14 protein-coding genes are annotated in these 19,120 nt (G+C 73.5%); 12 read left to right on the forward strand and 2 right to left on the reverse strand.

Annotation, left to right across the window (positions count from 1 at the left end):
• Window position 1: 1 nt before the first annotated feature.
• From AB0J97_RS09450 to AB0J97_RS09475, 6 genes are all read left to right on the forward strand, one after another.
• Window positions 2–1,555 carry a hypothetical protein gene (locus AB0J97_RS09450; RefSeq protein ID WP_364086499.1) on the forward strand — a complete coding sequence of 518 codons (1,554 nt, stop codon included), beginning with the start codon at window positions 2–4 and terminating at the stop codon, window positions 1,553–1,555.
• 124 nt (window positions 1,556–1,679) lie between these two features.
• Window positions 1,680–1,811, forward strand: a complete 132-nt coding sequence (locus tag AB0J97_RS09455; protein WP_260477562.1) for a hypothetical protein — start codon at window positions 1,680–1,682, stop codon at window positions 1,809–1,811.
• 124 nt (window positions 1,812–1,935) lie between these two features.
• A complete protein-coding gene (locus tag AB0J97_RS09460; protein WP_364086671.1) occupies window positions 1,936–3,117 on the forward strand; it encodes a glycosyltransferase family 4 protein in 1,182 nt (393 codons plus the stop codon).
• Window positions 3,114–7,265 (forward strand): alpha-(1->3)-arabinofuranosyltransferase family protein, encoded by a 4,152-nt coding sequence (locus AB0J97_RS09465; RefSeq protein WP_364086502.1) that lies wholly within the window; start codon window positions 3,114–3,116, stop codon window positions 7,263–7,265. The genes AB0J97_RS09460 and AB0J97_RS09465 overlap by 4 nt, the downstream gene beginning before the upstream one ends.
• The gene (locus AB0J97_RS09470) at window positions 7,262–9,100 is read left to right on the forward strand and encodes a hypothetical protein (RefSeq protein WP_364086504.1); all 1,839 of its coding nucleotides are present in this window, start codon (window positions 7,262–7,264) and stop codon (window positions 9,098–9,100) included. Before AB0J97_RS09465 ends, AB0J97_RS09470 begins: the two co-directional genes overlap by 4 nt.
• Complete coding sequence (locus tag AB0J97_RS09475; RefSeq protein ID WP_364086506.1) at window positions 9,097–10,074, forward strand: DUF3068 domain-containing protein; 978 nt, start codon at window positions 9,097–9,099, stop codon at window positions 10,072–10,074. Before AB0J97_RS09470 ends, AB0J97_RS09475 begins: the two co-directional genes overlap by 4 nt.
• Here the strand turns inward: AB0J97_RS09475 and AB0J97_RS09480 are convergent.
• On the reverse strand, window positions 10,015–10,752 hold the full coding sequence (locus tag AB0J97_RS09480; RefSeq protein ID WP_364086508.1) for a methyltransferase domain-containing protein: 738 nt from the start codon (window positions 10,750–10,752) through the stop codon (window positions 10,015–10,017). The genes AB0J97_RS09475 and AB0J97_RS09480 overlap by 60 nt on opposite strands.
• Window positions 10,753–10,786: 34 nt before the next feature.
• Here AB0J97_RS09480 and AB0J97_RS09485 point away from each other — a divergent pair, with 34 nt between their 5' ends.
• Complete coding sequence (locus AB0J97_RS09485) at window positions 10,787–12,610, forward strand: hypothetical protein (protein ID WP_364086512.1); 1,824 nt, start codon at window positions 10,787–10,789, stop codon at window positions 12,608–12,610.
• Here the strand turns inward: AB0J97_RS09485 and AB0J97_RS09490 are convergent.
• Complete coding sequence (locus AB0J97_RS09490; protein WP_364086514.1) at window positions 12,553–13,800, reverse strand: acyltransferase; 1,248 nt, start codon at window positions 13,798–13,800, stop codon at window positions 12,553–12,555. The two genes, AB0J97_RS09485 and AB0J97_RS09490, sit on opposite strands and share 58 nt — an antisense overlap.
• A 120-nt stretch (window positions 13,801–13,920) precedes the next feature.
• On the opposite strand from AB0J97_RS09490, the gene AB0J97_RS09495 reads away from it, so the two are divergent.
• The 5 genes from AB0J97_RS09495 to AB0J97_RS09515 all read left to right on the forward strand — a co-directional run bounded on the left by AB0J97_RS09495 (window position 13,921) and on the right by AB0J97_RS09515 (window position 19,096).
• Window positions 13,921–14,841: a DUF3068 domain-containing protein gene (locus AB0J97_RS09495; RefSeq protein ID WP_364086516.1), complete on the forward strand. Its 921-nt coding sequence runs from the start codon at window positions 13,921–13,923 to the stop codon at window positions 14,839–14,841.
• Complete coding sequence (locus tag AB0J97_RS09500) at window positions 14,838–15,725, forward strand: decaprenyl-phosphate phosphoribosyltransferase (protein WP_364086518.1); 888 nt, start codon at window positions 14,838–14,840, stop codon at window positions 15,723–15,725. The genes AB0J97_RS09495 and AB0J97_RS09500 overlap by 4 nt, the downstream gene beginning before the upstream one ends.
• Window positions 15,722–17,071, forward strand: a complete 1,350-nt coding sequence (locus AB0J97_RS09505; protein ID WP_364086520.1) for an FAD-binding oxidoreductase — start codon at window positions 15,722–15,724, stop codon at window positions 17,069–17,071. The genes AB0J97_RS09500 and AB0J97_RS09505 overlap by 4 nt, the downstream gene beginning before the upstream one ends.
• 88 nt (window positions 17,072–17,159) lie before the next feature.
• Complete coding sequence (locus AB0J97_RS09510) at window positions 17,160–17,900, forward strand: SDR family NAD(P)-dependent oxidoreductase (RefSeq protein ID WP_364086522.1); 741 nt, start codon at window positions 17,160–17,162, stop codon at window positions 17,898–17,900.
• An 89-nt stretch (window positions 17,901–17,989) separates the two neighbouring features.
• Window positions 17,990–19,096, forward strand: coding sequence for a nitronate monooxygenase family protein (locus AB0J97_RS09515; protein ID WP_357702936.1), 1,107 nt, complete (start codon window positions 17,990–17,992; stop codon window positions 19,094–19,096).
• Window positions 19,097–19,120: the final 24 nt, after the last annotated feature.

Below are 19,120 nucleotides of genomic sequence, written 5' to 3' on the forward strand. Positions count from 1 at the left end.
GGTGCGCGAAGGCCGTGCGGGCCGCTGGGGGCCCGCGGCGCTGGGGCTCGGGCTGGCGGTGCTGGCGCTCGGACCGGCGCTGGCATGGGGGCTCGTGCTCCGGTACGACCTGCTCTTCGTGCCCGACCCGCCGCTCTGGCCCGACCGCGGCGGGTTCCCCCGGGCGGTGCCCAGCGACCTGGTCGTGGCGCTGCTGTCCAGGGCGCTGCCCGTGGAGATCGTGCAGAAGGCGGCCCTGGTCGCCGTCTTCGTGCTGGCCGCGAGCGGGGCGGCGGCGCTGGTGCCGGGGGAGCGCAGGCTCGCCCGGTTCGTGGCCGCCGCGTTCTACGCCTGGAACATCTACCTCGCCCAGCGGCTCATGCTCGGCCAGTGGGCCCTGCTCCTGGGCGTGGCCGGACTGCCGTGGGCGATCCGCGCGCTCACGCGGGACGACCCCGGCGACGGCGCGCGCGAGGCCCTCCCCCCGGCCTCTCGGTCGCGGGCGGGATTCGTGCGATGCGGGCGGCTGGCGGCGGCGTTGCTGCCCGCCGCGGTCGGCGGGTTCCAGGCGATGCTGGTCTCCTGGCTGACCCTGATGCCGATCGCCGTCGCCCGGCGCAGGGTGCCGGTCGCCGCCGGGGTGCTGGTGGCGTTCAGCCTGCCGTGGGCGGTGCCCGCGCTCGGCTCGGGCGCGGTGACGGACCCGGCGGGGGTGGACGCGTTCGCGGCCCGCGCCGACGGGCCCTTCGGCGTGCTGGGCAGCCTGCTCTCGCTCGGCGGCATCTGGAACGCCGAGGCCGGGCTGCCGGGCCAGGAGTCGTGGTGGACGGCGACTGCCCGCCTCCTCCTGGTCCTCGCCGGTCTGTACGGCTACGCCCGCCTCCGCTCGGCCCCCGTACGGCCCGCGTGGTGGGGCGGACTGGCGGTGGCGGCGGCGGCCGGGTTCTGCGTCGCGGGGCTGGGCGCGTTCCAGGCCGGGCGGGAGGCGCTCAAGTGGCTCATCGCCCTGTGGCCCGGATTCGGGCCGCTGCGCGACGGCCAGGTCTACCTGGCTCCGCTGGCCCTGCTGACGGCGGTCGGCCTGGCCTCGGTCCTGCGGTCGGGCGCGCTCGCGCTGGTCGGGGTGCTGGCCCCGGTGCTGGCGCTGCCGACGTTCGCGCTGGGGGCGTTCGGCCGGCTGGAGGCGGTGACGTACCCGGCGGAATGGACGGCGGTCCGGCGGATCGTGGACGGCGACCCGGCGCCGGGAGCCCTGGTGTCGCTGCCCTGGGGCGCCCACCGGGCCTTCGCCTGGAACGGCGGGCGGGTGGTGCTCGACCCCGCGACCAAGCTGTTCAGGCGCCGGGTGCTCTGGGACGACACGCTGCTCGTCGGGCTGCCCGGCGGCGGCCGGCTGCGGGTGCGCGGCGAGGACCCGCTGAACCGCCGTGCCGGTGACCTGCTGGCCGCCCACGCCTACGGCGAGCTGCCCGCCAGATACCTCCTCATGGCCGCGGGCGAGAACGGGTTCCCGTCCGCGCCGCCCGGGTGGAGAACGGTCTTCGACGGCGAAGAGCTGCGCTTGCTGCGGCATTGACCGGCTGTTTCATGATGTACCGGAGGGTAACTTGCTTTATCACGGTTTGACCAATGTTATGGATTCAAGACGAAACACGTTCTAGTCTCGGCACACCGCGTCACCGGAAGGAAGGGAGTGCTTCGTGTTGCGACTTCTCGTGGCCCTGGCAATAGGAGCCCTGCTGGCGGTCGGAGCCTCGGTCGCGGTGGTCAACGTGGCCTCACCCTCGCTCACCCCACCCAACCAGCCGCTCTACAACTACGGCACCAGGTGATCCATCCCGCTTGACGCGGGGCCATGCACAGCGAGCACGGAGTGTGGCTCCGCCATGCCCGCATGCCGGCCGACGAGGAGTGACGGTGGTCTTTACCGGTGAGCGCAAAGCGGACCCGGCACGGCTGGCCGAGCCGCGTACGAGCGACAGGACGGCGGACGAGCGGCCACTCGCGGGCGTCCGCGTGGCGATGCTCAACTTCCGCGAGCCCCGGCAGTCCACGGCCGGCGGCGCCGAGGAGTACGCCTGGCAGGTCAGCCGGTTCCTGCTGACCCAGGGAGCCTCGGTCGTGTTCGTGACCGGCCGCCAGCGCGGGCAGCGCCGCGCCGAGGTGCTCGACGGGGTCGAGCTGCGCAGGATGGGCAACCCGTACCTGGTCTACCTGCTGGTCCCGCTCTGGCTGCTGGTCCACCGGCGGCGCGTGGACGTCGTCATCGACACCATGAACGGCATTCCCTTCTTCTCCCCGCTCGTCGTCCGCCGCCGCACGCCCGTGATCAGCCTCGTGCACCACGTCCACGACCGGCAGTTCCACGCCTTCCTGCCCGCCTGGCTGGCCCGGATCGGCTGCTTCGTGGAGGGCGAGGTGGCCCGGCTGGTCTACCGGCGCTGCCTGACGATCACCGTCTCGGAGTCGTCGAGGCGCGACCTGGCCGACAAGCTGCGCTGGCTCGCGCCGGTCACCGTCGTGCCCAACGGCTGCGCCCAGCCCGCGCGGACCGAGCCGCCGGACGCGGCCGGCGACCCCGCCCTCGTGTACGCCGGCCGCCTGATCGGCCACAAGCGCATCGAGCGCGTCGTGGACCTGGCCGCCGAGCTCGGCGACGCCTGGCCGGGCCTGCGGGTGCACGTCGTCGGCCGCGGCCCCGAACGCGACGCCCTGGCCGCCCGGGTCGCCGACCAGGGCCTGGACGGACGCGTCGAGCTGCACGGCTTCCTGCCGGAACCGCGCAAGAACGCCCTGCTGGCCGCGGCGAGGCTCAACGTGACGGCCTCGGAGTTCGAAGGCTGGGGCCTGACCGTGATCGAGGCCGCCGCGCTCGGCGTGCCCACCGTGGCCTACGACGTGGCCGGGCTGCGCGACTCCGTGCGGGACGGCGTCACCGGGTGGCTCGTACGGGACGGGGAGAGCCTGGCCGAGGTGACCGGCCGCGCGCTGGAGGAGCTGGCCGACCCGCGGCGGCGGGCGGAGGTGGCCGCGGCCTGCCGCGCCTGGGCCAGGGAATTTACGTGGGCCCGAACTGGGGCTAGCATGACCGGACTTGTCCTGGCGAAACTCCAAGATTGCGGCGGAGCCCCTCAGTGACCCAAGCCTCGCCTGGACCCCCGGGGGAACGCGGGGACTCCATCGTCGAGAGCGCCGTCGAAAGCTACGAGGCCCGGATCAGGCACAGGTTGCGGCTGCTCGCCGCCTGCCTCCTGCTCAGCGCCATCGCGTTCAACACCTCGACCGAGAAGATCATCCCCGAGACGAAGCTCGACATGGCGGTCAACCCGCTGGGCTTCCTCGGCCGGGCGCTGCACCTGTGGGACGGCGCCTACTTCGGCCACCTGCAGAACCAGGCGTACGGCTACCTGTTCCCGATGGGCCCGTTCTACGCGATCTTCCTCAAGCTGGGCATGGAGTCGTGGACCGTCCAGCGGTTGTGGATGTCGCTCGTGTTGTGCGCCGCCTTCCTCGGCGTCGTCCAGCTCGCCCGCGCGCTCGGCGTCGGCGGTCCGCACACCCGCGTCCTGGCCGGATTCGTGTACGCGCTCGCGCCGCACGCCCAGGCGCTGATCGGCATCAACTCCTCGGAGTTCCTGCCCAGCGCCGTGTTGCCGTGGATCCTTCTCCCGCTGGTCAAGGGGGCCAAGGGCGAGCTGACGCCGCGCCGGTCGGCCGCGCTGTCGGCGTTCGCCTTCCTGTTCTGCGGCGGCGTGAACGCGGTGGCCGAGGCGGCCGTGCTCGTGGTGCCGATGGTGTACCTGCTGACCAGGCGCGGCGGGCCGGTCAAACGCCGCCTGATCGCCTGGTGGCTGCCGCTGGTCGCGCTGGCCTCGATGTGGTGGGCCGTGCCGCTGCTCACGCTCGGCGGCTACATCTTCTCGTTCCTGCCCTACATCGAGACCGCCACCGCGACGACCGGCGTGACGTCCCTGGTCAACGCCCTGCGCGGCACGTCGAGCTGGCTCAGTTTCCTGACCGTGGACGGCCAGACCTGGCTGCCCGACGCCCACCAGCAGTCCACGGTCCCGTGGCTGATCGTGGTCACCGCCGCCGTGGCCGCGCTCGGCCTGGCCGGGCTCACCCTGCGCCGGCTGCCCGAGCGGCCCTTCCTGCTGATCAGCCTGCTGTGCGGGATCGCCATCATCACGACCGGCCATCCGGGCACGCCGCACGAGCAGTTCATGGTCGGGCTGCTCGACGGCCCGCTGGCCGCCTTCCGCAACCTGCACAAGTTCGACGCGCTGATCCGGCTGCCCGTCGCGCTCGGCTTCGCGGGGCTGCTCTCCCTGGCGCGTCCGCGCCTGCGCACGCCCCTGACCGCGCTGGCCGCCGGGCTCGTGGCCCTGTCGGGCCTGCCCGTCCTGTACGCCGGCCTCGCCCCCGCCGGCGGCTTCACCGCCATCCCCGACTACTGGCGGCAGGCCATCACCTGGCTCAACCGCAACGCCGGCGACGGCATGGTGCTGGCCGTGCCGGGCGCCAAACGCGGGGAGTACCTCTGGGGCCGCCCCCTGGACGAGCCGCTGCAGGCGCTCTCGCAGGCCCGCTGGTCCACGCACACGATCGTGCCGTGGGGCTCGGCCGGCATCTCGCGGCTCATGGCCGCCGTGGACGACCGTCTGGCCACCGGCCAGGGCTCGCCGGGGCTGGCCGTCACGCTGCGCCGGATGGGGGTCTCGTACCTGGTCGTCAGGAACGACCTGGACCGGGCGACGATCGGCACGGCTTGGCCGGTCCGGGTGCACCAGGCGCTGGAGGACTCGCCCGGCGTCTCGCTCGTGGCCCAGATGGGACCGGGCGTCGGCATCGGCCAGTACGGCAGAGCCGCCGCCTGGCTGGACCAGCCCTACCCCGCCGTCGAGATCTACCGCGTGGCCGGGGCCGCGCCGCTGGTCGGCACCGTGGACGCCACCCGCCCGCTGCGCGTGGGCGGCGCGCCGGAGTCCGTGCTCTCCCTGGCCGAGCAGGGTCTCCTGGGCGACGACCGGCCCGTCCTGCTCAACGACGACGCGGGCGTGGTCAAGGTGCCCGCGCACGACACGATCCTGACCGACACGCTGCGCCGCCGGGAGGTGGCCTTCGCCGACCTGCGCCGCAACGCCAGCGCCACGCTCACGGCCGACGAGCCCCTGCGCGGCAGCTCGCCCTCCAACGACCTGCTCGACCCCGGCTGGGCGCGGTACGTGTCCACGGCGGGCCTCACCGGCGTCGCGGGCGTCACCGCCTCCAGCTCCGAGGCCGACGTCGGGGCCGCCCCCAACAGCCGCGAGCCCGCCCACCAGCCCTTCGCCGCCCTGGACGGCGACCGGCGCACGAGCTGGCGCTCCACCGGCTGGAACGGCACGGTGGGCGAGTGGCTGGAGGTGACCTTCGCCGACCCGTTGACGATCCCCACGATCCAGGTGGCGTTCGAGAACTCGCCGATCGGCCCGCCGCCCAGCGAGGTCGTCGTGGAGACCGGCGCCGGCTCGCTGCGCCAGAAGGTGCGCGCGACCGCCGACCCGCAGGAGCTGGCCGTGCCGAAGGGCCCGGTCGAGCGGCTGCGCGTCAAGGTCGTCGCCACCGCCTACCAACCGGCCAACCGCCTGGGCGGCCGGGTCGGCATCACCGAGCTGACCATCCCCGGCGTCCAGCCCGGACGGTCGATCGTCGTGCCCGACCCGCGCGAGGACACCGGCGAGCCGGCCACGATCGCGCTGGCCAGGACCGGCGACGTGCCCGGCTGCGTCAGGGGCTCGGCCGCCTGGAGCTGCGCCAAGGGCCACGAGGTGCTGGGCGACGACGGCAACGGCTTCGACCGCACCTTCGTCACCGGCAAGGACGGCGCGTACGGCGTCTCGGGCCGCACCACGGTCACCGACCGCGCCACCGTCGAACGCCTCAGCACGCTGCCCGGCGACCCCCTGAGCGTGCGCGCCTCCTCCACCTCGGTGGACGGCGGCGCGGCGGGCGGGCGCTGGGCCTTCGACGGCGACCCGAAGACGGCCTGGTTCGCCGACCCGCTCGACCCCAGGCCCACGCTGACCGTCGAGCTGGCCCGCGAGACGAAGTTGTCGCAGCTCCGCGTCATCACGCCCGACTCCTACCTCGGCGCCCCTCCCGTCCGGGTGACGATCCGCGCGGAGGGCGGCGTGCGGCAGAGCTGGGTCGGCACGGACGGTCTCATCCGCTTCCCGGAGATGCGGGCCAAGAAGGTCGCGCTGGAGTTCGGGGCGTCGGGCGGACGGCCCATCGAGATCAGCGACGTGGCCTTCCCCGGCGTACGGCCGCTCGGCGCGCTGACCGGTTTCAAGCTCACGCTGCCCTGCGGCTTCGGGCCGACGCTCACCATCGACGGCAACGAGGTGCACACCGCCATCACCGGCGGCACCCTGCACGACGTGGTCACCGGCCGGCCGGTGACCTTCGAGACCTGCGAGCGGCTGCAGCTCGTGGCCGGTCCGACCAGGCTGTCGGTGCGGCCGGGCGAGTCGTACCGGGTCGAGTCGGCCGTCGTGCGGCACGAGCCGGGCAGCCCGGCCGCCGGGCCCACCGTCATGCGGCCGACGCCGGTCGGCAAGTGGGCGGCCGGTGAGCGGGTCGTCCAGGTCAGCGTCCAGGACGACTCCTACCTGGTGGTCAACGAGAACTTCAACGCCGGCTGGAAGGCCACGCTGGGGGCCGCGGCGCTCAAGCCGGTCCGGCTGGACGGCTGGCGGCAGGCGTGGTTCCTGCCCGCGTTCACCGCCGGGACGGTGACGCTCACGTACGAGCCGGACGAGCCGTACCGGGCGGGGCTCGCGGCGGGCGGGGCGCTGGCGCTGCTCGTCGCCGGGCTGGCCCTGGTGGGAAGGGGCAGGCCGGGACGCCATCTTGCGCCCGTCCTGGCCGCCCGGCCGCGCGTCCGGCACGTCGCGGTCTTCGCCGTGGCGCTCGGCTACTGGGTCGGCGGGCCGGCGGGCGCGGGCGTGGCCGGGGTGGCGTTCGTGCTGGGCGCCTGGTCGCGTCCGCTGCGCGAGGCCGAGCACCTGCGCGGGCGGCGGTGCTGGACCCTGCTGCTCGGGCCGCCCGGCGGGATCGCGCTCTACCTGGCCGTCACGGTCGCCACGGCGTTCGGCGCGGGCGGCCTGTGGACGCAACTGCTCTGCCTGCCGCTGCTCGGGCAGCTCATCGTCGAGGTGGCGGCCAGGCGGGCGCCGGTGAGGCAGACGACCGTACCGATCACCGTCGCCGCAGGCGGCCCGACCATGACGAGTGTTCCGTGACCGACACGATCAAGCCGCGTCCGGGGACCGTGATCACGGTTCCCGGCCCGGTGGCGCGGGCCGCCCGCCGGATCCGCCGCCACGGCGTCCTGCTGGCCGGGCTCGTGCTCATCGCCGTGGCGATGGCGGGCAAGGCGGCCGTCGTCCAGGAGGCGTACTTCAAGGAGGACGACTACGAGTTCGTGGCCAGGGCGATGGAGAGCGACCTGTCGTTCGACTACCTGACCCGGATCCATTTCGGCCAGTTCATGCCGGGCGGCTTCCTGCTGGCCTGGCTGGTCTCCCGGCTGCACCCCTTCGACTGGGGGTGGGCGGCCGGCACGGTGCTGGCGCTGCACGCCGTGGCCGCCCTCGGCGTGCTGCGCATGCTGCGGGTGGTCTTCGGCAGGCGGCCGGCGACGCTCGTGCCGCTGCTGGTCTTCCTCCTCGCGCCGGTCACCGTGCCCGCGCTCGCCTGGTGGGCGGCCGGGCTCAACACCGTCTTCCTCCAGGTCGCGCTGCCCATGGCGGTCGCCTCGCACTGGCATCACCTGCGCACGGGCAGGCTGCGGCACGCCGTGGCCGCGGCGCTGTGGGTGCTGGTCGGGCTGCTGGGCTTCGTCAAGGGGTTCGCGCTGCCGCTGCTGCTGTTCGCCCTCACCGCGATCTACCACGGCGGGCTGCGCGCCGCGCTGCGCCGCCACCTGGCCGCCTGGGGCATGTACCTCACCGTGCTGGTGGCCTTCGGCGCGCTCTACGTCCAGCGGTCGTCGGCGGCGCCGAACACCGGGGCGCTGCCGATCTTCGACCAGGCCCTCGGCTTCCTGTGGGAGCTGCTGGGCAGGACGTTCGCCACCACCGTGCTCGGCGGGCCGTGGCGGTGGTTCGCGGGCGGCGACTGGGGAGTGGCCTCGCCGCCGCTGCCGCTGGTGATCGCCTCCCTCGCCGTCCTCGCCGCGCTGGTGATGATCACCAGCCGGTACCGCAGGCGGGCCCTCCTGGCCTGGGCCACGCTGCTGGGCTACCTGCTCGTCGCCGACGCGCTGCCGGTGTTGTGGGGACGCGTCCACCTGCTGGGCTCGTTCGTCGGCACCGACACCCGGTACGTCGCCGACGCCGTCCCGCTGCTCGCGCTGGTCGTGGGCCTGGTGCTGCTGCCGCTGCGCGGCGAGGAGGAGCCGTACCGCAGGGCGCTGCCGGCGCGGGAGCGGGTGACGGGCGCGGCCGGCGCGATGCTCGGCCTGTTCGCGGGCGCGTCGCTGGTCACGGTGACGCTCTTCGCCGGGTACATGGGCGCCGAACGGCGGCACGACTACATCGAGACCGCCCGCGCCGAGCTGGCCAGGGCGGCCCCCGACAGCGTGATCTACGACCGGCTGGTGCCGACCGAGGTGCTGCCGAACTCGTACCGGACCTACAGCCTGACCTCGCGGGTGCTGGGCGCGATGGCCACGCCCGCGCTCAGGGCCAGGATGCAGGCGCCGCCCGCCGCGCTCGACGGCCTCGTCTTCGACGATCAGGGCCGCCTGCGGCCGGTGGACGTGCAGGGCATCCCGCTCGTGCCCACCACGCGCGACCGGTGCTGGCCGGTCACCGGCGGGACCGTCCAGGTGCCGCTGGACAACCGCGTCACCCGCGTCGAGGGCACCCTGGTCAGGCTGGGGTACGCGGCCCGCTCCGACACGACGGTCACCCTGTGGATGGGCGACCGCGCCACCGACGTGAAGCTGCGCGCGGGCTTCGGCAGGGTCTTCGTGCTCGCCGCTCCGGGGGCCGACCGGATTGTCGTGCACGACGTGCCGTCCGGCCTGTGCCTGGGCGACGTGACGCCAGGACAGGCGGTGCCCCGGCCGTGACCCCCCTGAGCCGCAGGAGCCTCGCGCCGGTGCTGGCCGGCGTGGGCGCCTTCCTGCTGACGCTCATCCCCCTGACCCGCCTGTACGTCTACGATCAGGTGCTCAAGGCCCCCCTCGAACAGCAGAGCATGACCAGGGCGACCGCCGCGTCGGCCACGTACGTGGACCCGGCGACCATGCGGCAGACGACCGGCGACCTGGTCCAGACCCGGTGGCTGATCGGCGACGTGCTGGCCGGCGACGACGACCGGGCGGTGTGGGGCGAGTCGGTCTCCCTGGCCACCCGCGACGGCCGCCGCCTGGACTACCACGAGCGCCGCCTGGCCTTCGACCGGCGTACCGGCGAGATCGTGAACTGCTGCGGCGAGTACCTGGACGAGGACGTCTCCGTCCGGCAGACCGGGCAGGCCTTCCGCTGGCCCTTCAACGCCGAACGCCGCGACTACCCGCTGTTCGACCTGCGCCTGCGCCGCCCGGTCACGGCCGCCTTCGACGGGGTCGAGCGGGTGCGCGGCGTCGAGACGTACCGCTACGTCCAGCGCACGCCGCGCCGGCTCGTGCCCGGGGAGACGCCGCCGCTGCCGCGCCACCTGCTCGGCCTGCCCGGCAAGGGCGACGTCGGCCTCGGCCGCTACGCCGAGATCCGGCGCACGTACTGGGTCGAACCGGTCAGCGGCCTGCCCGTCAGGACGCAGGAGGAGGTGACCGAGACGCTGGTCACCGCGGACGGCCGGGGCCGGCTGACCGCCCTCGACGCCGACCTCCGCACCTCGGAGTCGGACGTCGCCGCGTCCCTGGCGACGGCGGCGGCCTACCGGCGCTGGATCCTGCTGCTCGGCACGGTGGCGCCGATCGGCGGCGGCCTGCTCGGCGTGGGCTGCGTGGTGGCCGCCCTGTGGTTGTCGCGGCGGCGCTCACCTGCGGCGCAGGACGAGGAGCAGGTTCCAGGTGACCAGCTCGCGGATGCCAGGTAGGTGGACGACGTGCCTGGCCCAGCGTGGGTGGTACCGGGGGACCGCGTCGAGGATCTCCACGTCGCGCCGCCCGCGCGCCCAGGCCAGGGGCTTGGCCACGCCGATGGCGTACATGCTCTCGCCGTAGACGTTCTTGGGGGGCCTGCCGTGGGTGCGGGCGTAGCGGCGGGCGGCATAGTGGCCGCCGAGGTAGTGCCAGGGGGACGTCTCGTGGCCGCCCCAGGGCGAGAACCAGATCGTGTACGACAGGTACACCACGCCGCCCGGCCGGGTCACCCGGACCATCTCGGAGGCCATCCGCAGCGGGTCGGGGACGTGCTCCAGCACGTTGGAGGAGAAGCACACGTCCACCGAGCCGTCGGCGAGCGGCAGGTCGAGCGCGCTGCCGAGCACGGCGTCGCGGGGTGGCACGCCGTCGCGCAGGCGCATCTCACCGGCGTCGCAGTCGACGCACAGGGGACGCGCGCCGACCGCGCGCAGGGCGTCGGCGAAGTAGCCGGGGCCGCCGCCGATGTCGGCCACGGTCGCGCCGGCCAGGTCGGTGTAGGTCGCGAGCTGGGCCACCGTGTCCCTGGCCAGGGTGCCGTAGAAGAAGTCGGGGTCGCTCTGCTCCAGGCGGAAGGCGCGCAGCAAACGGACGGATCTGCCGAGATCCGCTCGGAACGGTTCGGTGTCCACGGCGCGGAGCTTACTGCAGTGGAGGGATACGTCCATGACTGAAGACCTCAAGCGAGCAGAGCCCTTCCAGATCACGATCCCGGCGGTGCGCACCGGGCCGGTCATCGGCGTGGGCCTGCTGATCATCGTGGTCTCGCTGGTGTTCCGGGCGAGCCTGCTCAGCAAGGCCTACTTCGTCGAGGACGACTTCCTCTTCGTGGCCGGGGCCGGCGACAGCGGGCCGACCTGGGAGTACCTGATGAGGGTGCACAAGGGGCACCTCATGCCGGGCGCGCTCGGCCTGGTGTGGCTGCTCACGTCGGTGGCGCCGTACAGCTGGGCGCTGGTGTCGTTCGTGACCGTCGCGATCCAGGGGGCCGCCTCGGTCATGTTCCTGGTGCTGCTGCGGCGGCTGTTCGGCGACCGGGCGGCCGTGCTCGCCGCGCTGACCGTCTACGCCTTCGCGCCGCTCACCGCGCCCGCCATGAGCTGGTGGTCGGCCGCGCTCAACGCCGTGCCGTTGCAGCTCGCGCTGGTCGCGGCGCTGGCCGCGCACGTCCGGTACGTCCGCGAGGGCAAGGGCCGCTGGCGGGCCCTGGCCTGGACCGCCGTCGGGATGGCCTTCTCCACCAAGGGGGTGTTCATCCCGTTCGTGGTGCTCGGGGTGAGCAGCGCCTACCTCGGCCGGGGCCTGTGGGCCCGCGCCCTGCTCGCCGAGCTGCGCAGGCCCGTCTGGTGGGCGCACGGCCTGCTGCTGGCCGGGTACGCCCTGCTCTACTGGCTGCGCCGCGACACCGCCGGGGCCGACGCGCTGACCGGCCCGAAGGCCGAGGTGGTCCCCGGGCTGCTGCGCAGGCTGCTGGGCGAGACCTTCCCCACCGGGGCCGTCGGCGGTCCGCTGCGCTGGGGCGGTGTCACCTCGACCGGCGGGCTGGCCGACCCGGCCCCGGTCACCGTGGTCGTGGCGTGGGCGGTGCTCGCGGCGCTGGTCGTGGTGACCTGCGTGTACCGCAGGCGGGCCTGGCGGGCGTGGGCGATCCTGGCGGCCTACGTGGTGGTCGCCGACGCGGTGCCCACCGTGATCGCGCGGGCCACCGCCTGGGACCTGGTCGGCGCCGAGACCCGGTACGTCGCCGACGCCGCCGTGCTCTTCGCGCTCTGCCTGGCGCTGGCCGTCATGCCGGTGGAGGATGAGCCCGACGTCGTCCGCAGGCCGGCGCCGTCGAGCATGCCGGCCGTCGGCGCCGGGCTGACCGCCGTGTTCCTCGTCGTGTCGCTGGTCTCGATCAACACCTTCGGCGACACGCTCACCGGCGACCGGGTCAGGACGTACCTGGAGAACGCCAGGACCTCGCTGGCCGCGGCGGCCGGGGACGCCGACATCTACGCCCGTCCCGTGCCGCCGGAGATCGTCCTGCCGTGGAACGGGGAGCGCCGGATGACCTCGTACGTGCTGGCGCCGCTGGTCGACGCCGAGACCCGGGAGCGCATGCGCGACCCGCGGCCGTCGTCGGAGCCGTACGTGCTGGACGACACGGGCAAGCTCGTCCTGGTGGGACGGGTGGCGCCGTTCTTCGACGCGGTCAAGGGGCGCAGGTGTTACCCGGCGGGCAAGGAGTTCCCCGTCGAGTCCTTCGGCGGGGCCGGCGTGGTGGTGGCCATGTCGTACGTCAGCCCGCAGCCCGTGCAGGTCGTGGTGGAGGTCGGCGAGGCCCAGCGGGCGGCCACGCTGCCCGCGACCGGCGCCATGGGCGCGCTGTTCTACGTGCCGCACGACGGGCCGGGCAAGGGCATGCGGATCACCGCGGCCGGGGCGCAGGGTCAGGCGTTCTGCCTCAGGGCGGTGGCCTTCGGCGAGCCGGGTCCGGCGGCGCGCTGAGGCACCAGGCGGACGAGCCGCCTGGCGGGTTCCTCGACGTAGCGGTGGGTGAGCCCGGCCATGGTGACGGTGATGGCGGTGACGGCGACCAGGTTGACCAGGAGGTTGCCGGTCCACGGCTTCTGTCCGGTGAAGTCGTACCAGAGGTAGAGGATGACGAACTGCCACAGGAAGACGCCGTAGGAGATCTGGCCCAGGTAGCTCATCACCCGTCCGCCGAGCAGCTCGCGCACCCGCGTGGACCGTCCGGGCTCCAGCGCGGCCGGGGCGACCAGGCAGAAGGCGACGAGCGTGTACAGGCCCTGCTCGTAGAACGCGGTCCAGATGCTGCCCAGGCCGACCGCGCGCGGCCCGGTGACCGGCGTCGAGGCGATGAGGTACGCCAGGCCCGCGATGACCCACAGCGTGCCCCAGGAGGAGGCCAGCGCGGCGCTCAGCCGCCGTGCGCGGCCGTCCTCGGCCCTGGCCCAGACGGTCAGCACGGCCAGCGCCATGCCGGGCACGAAGAACGTCCAGGAGCGCGGCAGCCAGATGTTCATCCAGGGCCGGTAGTCGGGGAAGTACTCGAAGACCGTGTACACGTACGACAGCGCGCCGAAGGCGGCCAGGCCGACGAGCAGCCGCCGGCCCCTGGTCCGCAGGTCTGGGTCGCCGCGCAGGGCGAACCTGCGCAGCACGGCCGCCATCAGCGGGAGCGTGAGGTAGAAGGTCAGCTCGACCGCGAGGCTCCACATCTGGCCCAGCCCCTTGGGGCCGAGGCCGTACCACCAGGGGGTGATGTCGTAGGTGTGCACGAGGAACAACATCTGCGCCCACGTCCAGGGGTCGGCCCGGTGCGCCTCGCCCCACAGCAGCAGCGCCACGGCGACCACCAGCCAGTACGCCGGCATGATCCGGAAGAAGCGTTTCCACAGGTAGCGGCGGGTGTCCGGGGCCCGGTCGCCGAGCAGCACCTGCGCCGCCCACGGCCGGTACAGCAGCAGGCCGGAGAGCGTGAAGAAGATCGGCACGCCGATCTCGCCCCTGGACAGCACGCCGCCCAGGAACCCCGGGTCCAGGGCCGTCCCCGCCTCCATGGACACGTGGAAGAGCAGGACGGCGAAGGCGGCCACGGCGCGCACGCCGTCGAGCGAGGTCTGGTGTCCTGAGACCACCGGAACCCCGCTCGAAGTAGAACCTGTTTCGGTCACGTTTCCGCATCCCTGGTGACGTCGGTCACTCATCGCAATAACATACCGGCGAGTAGGTAGTTCGTTTCAGTACTTAACCACCCAAACGGGCGTCCGTGCACCTGCACACATGGAGGGTCCATGAACCGGGTCGTCGTTGGCAGCGTCCTCATCGCCGTCGGGGCATTCCTCATCGTTCTGGCTCCCCTGGTCCGTCTCCAGGTCGCGCCCGCCTTCATGGCCGCCAAGGGCGACCAGTACAGCATCAGCAAGCTGCACGCGACGGGCGCCCAGTACTTCAGCATCCCCGACGGCAAGGTGCTGACCGCCGACCTCGACATCATCGTGACCACCCGCGGTGACGTGAAGGAGGCCAGCGACGACCGCGTCGTCTGGGACGAGTTCACCGCCGTCAACGACGTCACCAACAGCAAGCCCGGCATCAACTTCAGCGAGCGGCGCAGCGCCTTCGACAAGCGCACCGGCGTCGGGCTCAACTGCTGCGGCGTCAGCATCGACAAGGCCCCCGTGCAGCTCCAGGGGCAGATCTACAAGTTCCCGTTCGACGTGGAGAAGAAGACCTACCTGGTGTTCAACGCCAGCGCGGGCAAGGCGTTCGACGCCAAGTTCGTCGGCGAGGAGCAGGTCGACGGGCTGGCCACGTACAAGTTCGAGCAGACCGTCCCCGAGACCAGGACGCAGACCCTGAACGCGCCCGCCGCCTGGTTCGGCATGGGCACCACGGGCGACGTGCAACTGAACCGGTTCTACTCCGGCACCGTCACCTACTGGATCGAGCCCACCACCGGCGCGCCCGTCAAGCAGGAGCAGGTCCGCAACGAGGTGCTCAAGAGCCAGGACGGCATCGAGCGCTCCAAGGCGTTCGTGGCCACCGCCAAGATGACCGACGACACGGTCAAGGGCCTGGTCGACAGCGCCGCCGACGGCAAGAGCCAGATCAACCTGATCAGGACCACGCTGCCGATCGTGCTCGGCGTGGTCGGGATCGTCCTCCTCCTGGGCGGCCTCCTGCTCGCCCTGCGCGGCCGCCGGTCCGCATGAGCCAGGGCGTGGTCGCCCGGCCCTGGTCGGCCGCGCCCGCGCTGGCCCTGGCCAGGGCCGCCCGGCCGCGCCAGTGGCTGAAGAACCTGCTCGTCCTGGCCGCCCCCATGGCGGCCGGGGTGCTCGGGCAGCCGGGCCGGCTGCTGTCGGCGCTGCTCGTCCTGGCCGCCTTCTGCCTGGCCGCCAGCGGCTCCTACCTGCTGAACGACGCCTCCGACGTCGAGGCCGACCGGCTGCACCCGCGCAAGCGCCGCCGTCCCGTCGCCTCCGGCGCGGTGTCGGTGCGCACGGCCCGGGTGGCGGGGGTCGTCCTGCTGGTCCTCGGGCCCGCGGTCGCCGCGCTCACCGGCGGCTGGCAGTCGCCCGCGGTCGTCGCCGGGTACGTCGCCCTGACCCTGGCCTACACGACGTGGCTCAAGCACCAGGAGGTCGTGGACCTCATCGCGGTCGCCGGATGCCACGTGATCAGGGCCTTCGCCGGGGCCGTCGCCGTCGGCGTGCCGGTGACCGGCTGGTTCCTCGTGGTCGTCTCGCTGGCCGCGCTCCAGCTCGTGGCCGGCAAGCGCGAGGCCGAGCTGCGGTCGCGGGGCGTGTCGGGGACGCGGGCCACGCTCGCCGCGTACCCGGCCGCCTACCTGACGCAGGTGCGGATCATGGCGTCCGGGGCGATGATCGTCACGTACTGTCTGTGGGCGCTGAACGCGCACGAGAACCTGTTCTACGGGCTCAGCATCGTCCCGTTCCTGCTCCTGGTGCTCCGGCACAACCTGCTCGTCGAGCGGGGCGCCGGGGAGGAGCCCGAGGAGCTGGTGATCCGCGACCGGCACACCCTCGTCTTCGCCGCCGCGCTGGTCGTCCTGGTGGGGCTGGGGATCTACGCATGAGCACGTTCCTCACCGGCTGGGGACGCACCTCGCCCAGCCCCGCCGAGCTGCGGCGTCCCCGCTCCCTGGCCGAGCTGCGCGACCTGGTCCTGGCCGCGCCGGGCCGCGGGGTCGTCGCCCGCGGGCTCGGCCGCTCGTACGGCGACGCCGCCCAGAACGCCGGCGGCCTCGTCCTGGACTGCACCGGCCTGGACACGTGGAGCTTCGACGAGCGCACCGGCGTCGTGACCGCGGCGGGCGGGGTCAGCCTGCACGAGGTGATGACGGCGCTCGTGCCCCGGGGCTGGTTCGTGCACGTGAGCCCCGGGACCAGGCACGTCACGGTCGGCGGGGCCGTCGCGGCCGACGTGCACGGCAAGAACCACCACCGCGACTCCTCCTTCGGCGCGCACGTCCGCTCGCTCACCCTGGTGACCGCCGACGGCGCCGCCAGGGTGCTGCGTCCCGGCGAACCGCTCTTCCGGGCGACCGTCGGCGGCATGGGGCTGACCGGGGTGGTGGCCGAGGCGACGTTCGGCTGCGTGCCCGTGGAGACGTCCCTGATGCGGGTGGACGTCCGGCGCACCGCCGACCTGGACGAGACCCTCGACGTCATGGCCCGCACCGACGACCGCTACCGCTACACGGTCGCCTGGATCGACCTGCTCGCCCGGGGACGCCGGATGGGCCGCAGCGTGCTGACCAGGGGCGACCACGCGCCGCGCGACACGGAGAAGCCGCCGCCGGGCTTCGCGCCCGGCGGCGAGGACGCCCTGGCCTTCGCGCCGCGCGCGCGGCTGCACGCGCCGCCGTGGGCGCCGGACGGCCTGCTCAACGGGCTCAGCGTGCGGGCGTTCAACGAGCTCTGGTACCGCAGGGCGCCGCGGAGCGCGACCGTCACGCAGGGCATCGCGCCGTTCTTCCACCCGCTCGACTTCGTCGAGGGCTGGAACCGCATGTACGGCTCGCGCGGCTTCGTCCAGTACCAGTTCGTCGTGCCGTTCGGCGCGGAGGAGACGCTGCGCGGCATCGTCGGGGCGTTGTCGGCGCACGGGACGGTGTCGTTCCTGACCGTGCTCAAGCGGTTCGGTCCCGGTTCGGGCGGTCTGCTGTCCTTCCCCGTGCCCGGCTGGACCCTGGCCCTGGACATCCCGGCCGGTCAGCGCGGCCTGAGCGGGCTCCTGCGCGGCTTCGACGAGCGCGTCGCGCAGGCCGGGGGACGGGTGTACCTGGCCAAGGACGCCCGCCTGCGCGCCGACATGATGGCGGCGATGTACCCCGAACTGGAACGATGGCGGAGCATCAGGGACGAGGCCGACCCGGAGGGCCTGTTCCGCTCGGATCTGTCCAGGAGACTACGACTGTGACCGCCGCTTCGCCCTCGACGGCCAGCGCCGCACTCGGGAGGGCCGCCGCTTCGCGCCCCGGGACCGTCGCTTCGGGCCGGAGGGCCTCGTGAGGAACGCGCTCGGGGCCGTGGACAGTGTGCTGCTGCTGGGCGGCCGGAGCGAGATCGGCCTGGAGATGGTCAGGCTGCTGGTCGGGCTGGGCGCGACCAGGGTCGTGCTGGCCGTCCGGGGCGAGCTCGCGCCGCCGGCCGACCTCGCCGCCGAGGTGCACGTCCTGCCGTTCGACGCGCTGGACGTGGGCTCGCACGCCGCCGTCCTCGACCGGGCCGTGGAGCTGGTGGGCGACCTCGACGTGGTGATCTCCGCGTTCGGCGTGCTCGGCAGCCAGGACGACTACGACGCCGACCCGGCCGCCGCCGCCGAGGCGGTCGCGGTCAACTACGGCGGCCACGTCTCGGTGGACCTGCACGCCGCCAGGGTCCTGCGTGAGCAGGGACACGGCACTCTCGTGGTGCTCTCGTCGGTGGCCGGCGCGCGGGTGCGCAAGGCCAACTTCGTCTACGGCTCGGCCAAGGCCGGGCTCGACGGGTTCGCGCAGGGGCTCGGCGACGCGCTGCACGGGTCGGGCGCGCGCGTGCTGATCGTCCGTCCCGGCTTCGTCGTCGGCCGGATGACCAAGGGGCTGCCGCCCGCGCCCCTGTCCTCGACGCCCCGCCAGGTGGCCCTGGCCGCCGTGCGCGCGCTGCGCGAGGGCGCGTCGTCGGTGTGGGTGCCGCGGGCGCTCGGCCCGGCGTTCGGCCTTCTGCGCCTGCTTCCGAGGCCGCTCTGGCGCCGGCTGCCGCGCTAGGACGCGTTCCACGCGTGGGAGCCGACCGACCAAAGGTTCTAGAGTAGAACGCGTTGCAGTTCGGCTGCGCCGCGGCTTATCGTCGGGCCATGCGGACACGTGTCACGGACATGTTCGGAATCGAGCTCCCGATCTTCGCGTTCAGCCACTGCCGGGACGTGGTCGCCGCGGTCAGCCGCGCGGGCGGCATGGGAGTGCTCGGCGCGCTCTATTTCACCCCGGAAGAGCTCGAAATGGAGCTCAAATGGATCGACGACCACGTCGACGGCAAACCGTACGGGGTGGACGTGGTCATGCCCGCCTCCTACGAGGGCGCCGACTTCGCCCCCGAGGAACTGGTCGGCCGCCTGCAGGCGATGATCCCCGAAGGGCACCGCGCGTTCGTCGAGAACCTGCTGGGCAAGCACGGCGTCCCGGCGCTGTCGTCCGACGCCGACCCCGGCAGGGTCCTGCTCGGCTGGACCGACGCCACCGCCCGTCCCCAGGTCGAGGTCGCGCTCCGCCATCCCATCGCCCTGCTGGCCAACGCCCTCGGCCCGCCACCGGCCGACGTCGTGGACCTGGCCCACCGGCACGGCGTCAAGGTCGCCGCCCTCGCCTCGACCCCGCGCCACGCGCTCAAGCAGGTCGAGGTCGGCGTGGACGTCGTCGTCGCCCAGGGCACCGAGGCCGGCGGCCACACCGGCGAGATCTCGACCATGGTCCTCATCCCGCAGGTGGTGGACGCCGTGGACGTCCCCGTCCTCGCGGCGGGCGGCATCGGGAACGGCCGGCAGATGGCGGCCGGGCTGGCCCTGGGCGCGGAAGGCGTCTGGACCGGCTCCCTGTGGCTCACCGTCGAGGAGGCCGACACCCCCGAGATGGCGAAGCGCCGCATCCTGGAGGCCACCTCGCGCGACACCGTGCGCTCGCGGAGCTGGACCGGCAAGCCGGCCCGCCTGCTCAGGAACGAGTGGACCGAGGCGTGGGAGTCGCAGGAGTCGCCGGGCACGCTGCCGATGCCGCTGCAGTTCATGCTGGTCTCGGACGCGCTGCGCCGGATCGGCCGGTCGGACGCCTCCGAGCTGGCCACGTTCCCCGCCGGGCAGGTCATCGGCCTCACCAACCAGGTGCGCTCGACGAAGGACGTGGTGTTCGGGCTCGTGGAGGAGTACGCGGACGCCCTGGAACGCCTCGGCCGCATCACCGAGGACTGATCGTCCGGCTGTTACCGTGGGGAC

The organism is Nonomuraea sp. NPDC049607 (assembly GCF_040675375.1).
Classification (GTDB): domain Bacteria; phylum Actinomycetota; class Actinomycetes; order Streptosporangiales; family Streptosporangiaceae; genus Nonomuraea.

What these genes read in the sequence shown, in the direction of transcription:
- AB0J97_RS09515 (WP_357702936.1), top strand. Translation starts at nt 17,990, where the DNA reads ATGCGGACACGTGTCACGGACATGTTCGGAATCGAGCTCCCGATCTTC.
- AB0J97_RS09485 (WP_364086512.1), top strand. Translation starts at nt 10,787, where the DNA reads ATGACTGAAGACCTCAAGCGAGCAGAGCCCTTCCAGATCACGATCCCG.
- AB0J97_RS09495 (WP_364086516.1), top strand. Translation starts at nt 13,921, where the DNA reads ATGAACCGGGTCGTCGTTGGCAGCGTCCTCATCGCCGTCGGGGCATTC.
- AB0J97_RS09505 (WP_364086520.1), top strand. Translation starts at nt 15,722, where the DNA reads ATGAGCACGTTCCTCACCGGCTGGGGACGCACCTCGCCCAGCCCCGCC.
- AB0J97_RS09500 (WP_364086518.1), top strand. Translation starts at nt 14,838, where the DNA reads ATGAGCCAGGGCGTGGTCGCCCGGCCCTGGTCGGCCGCGCCCGCGCTG.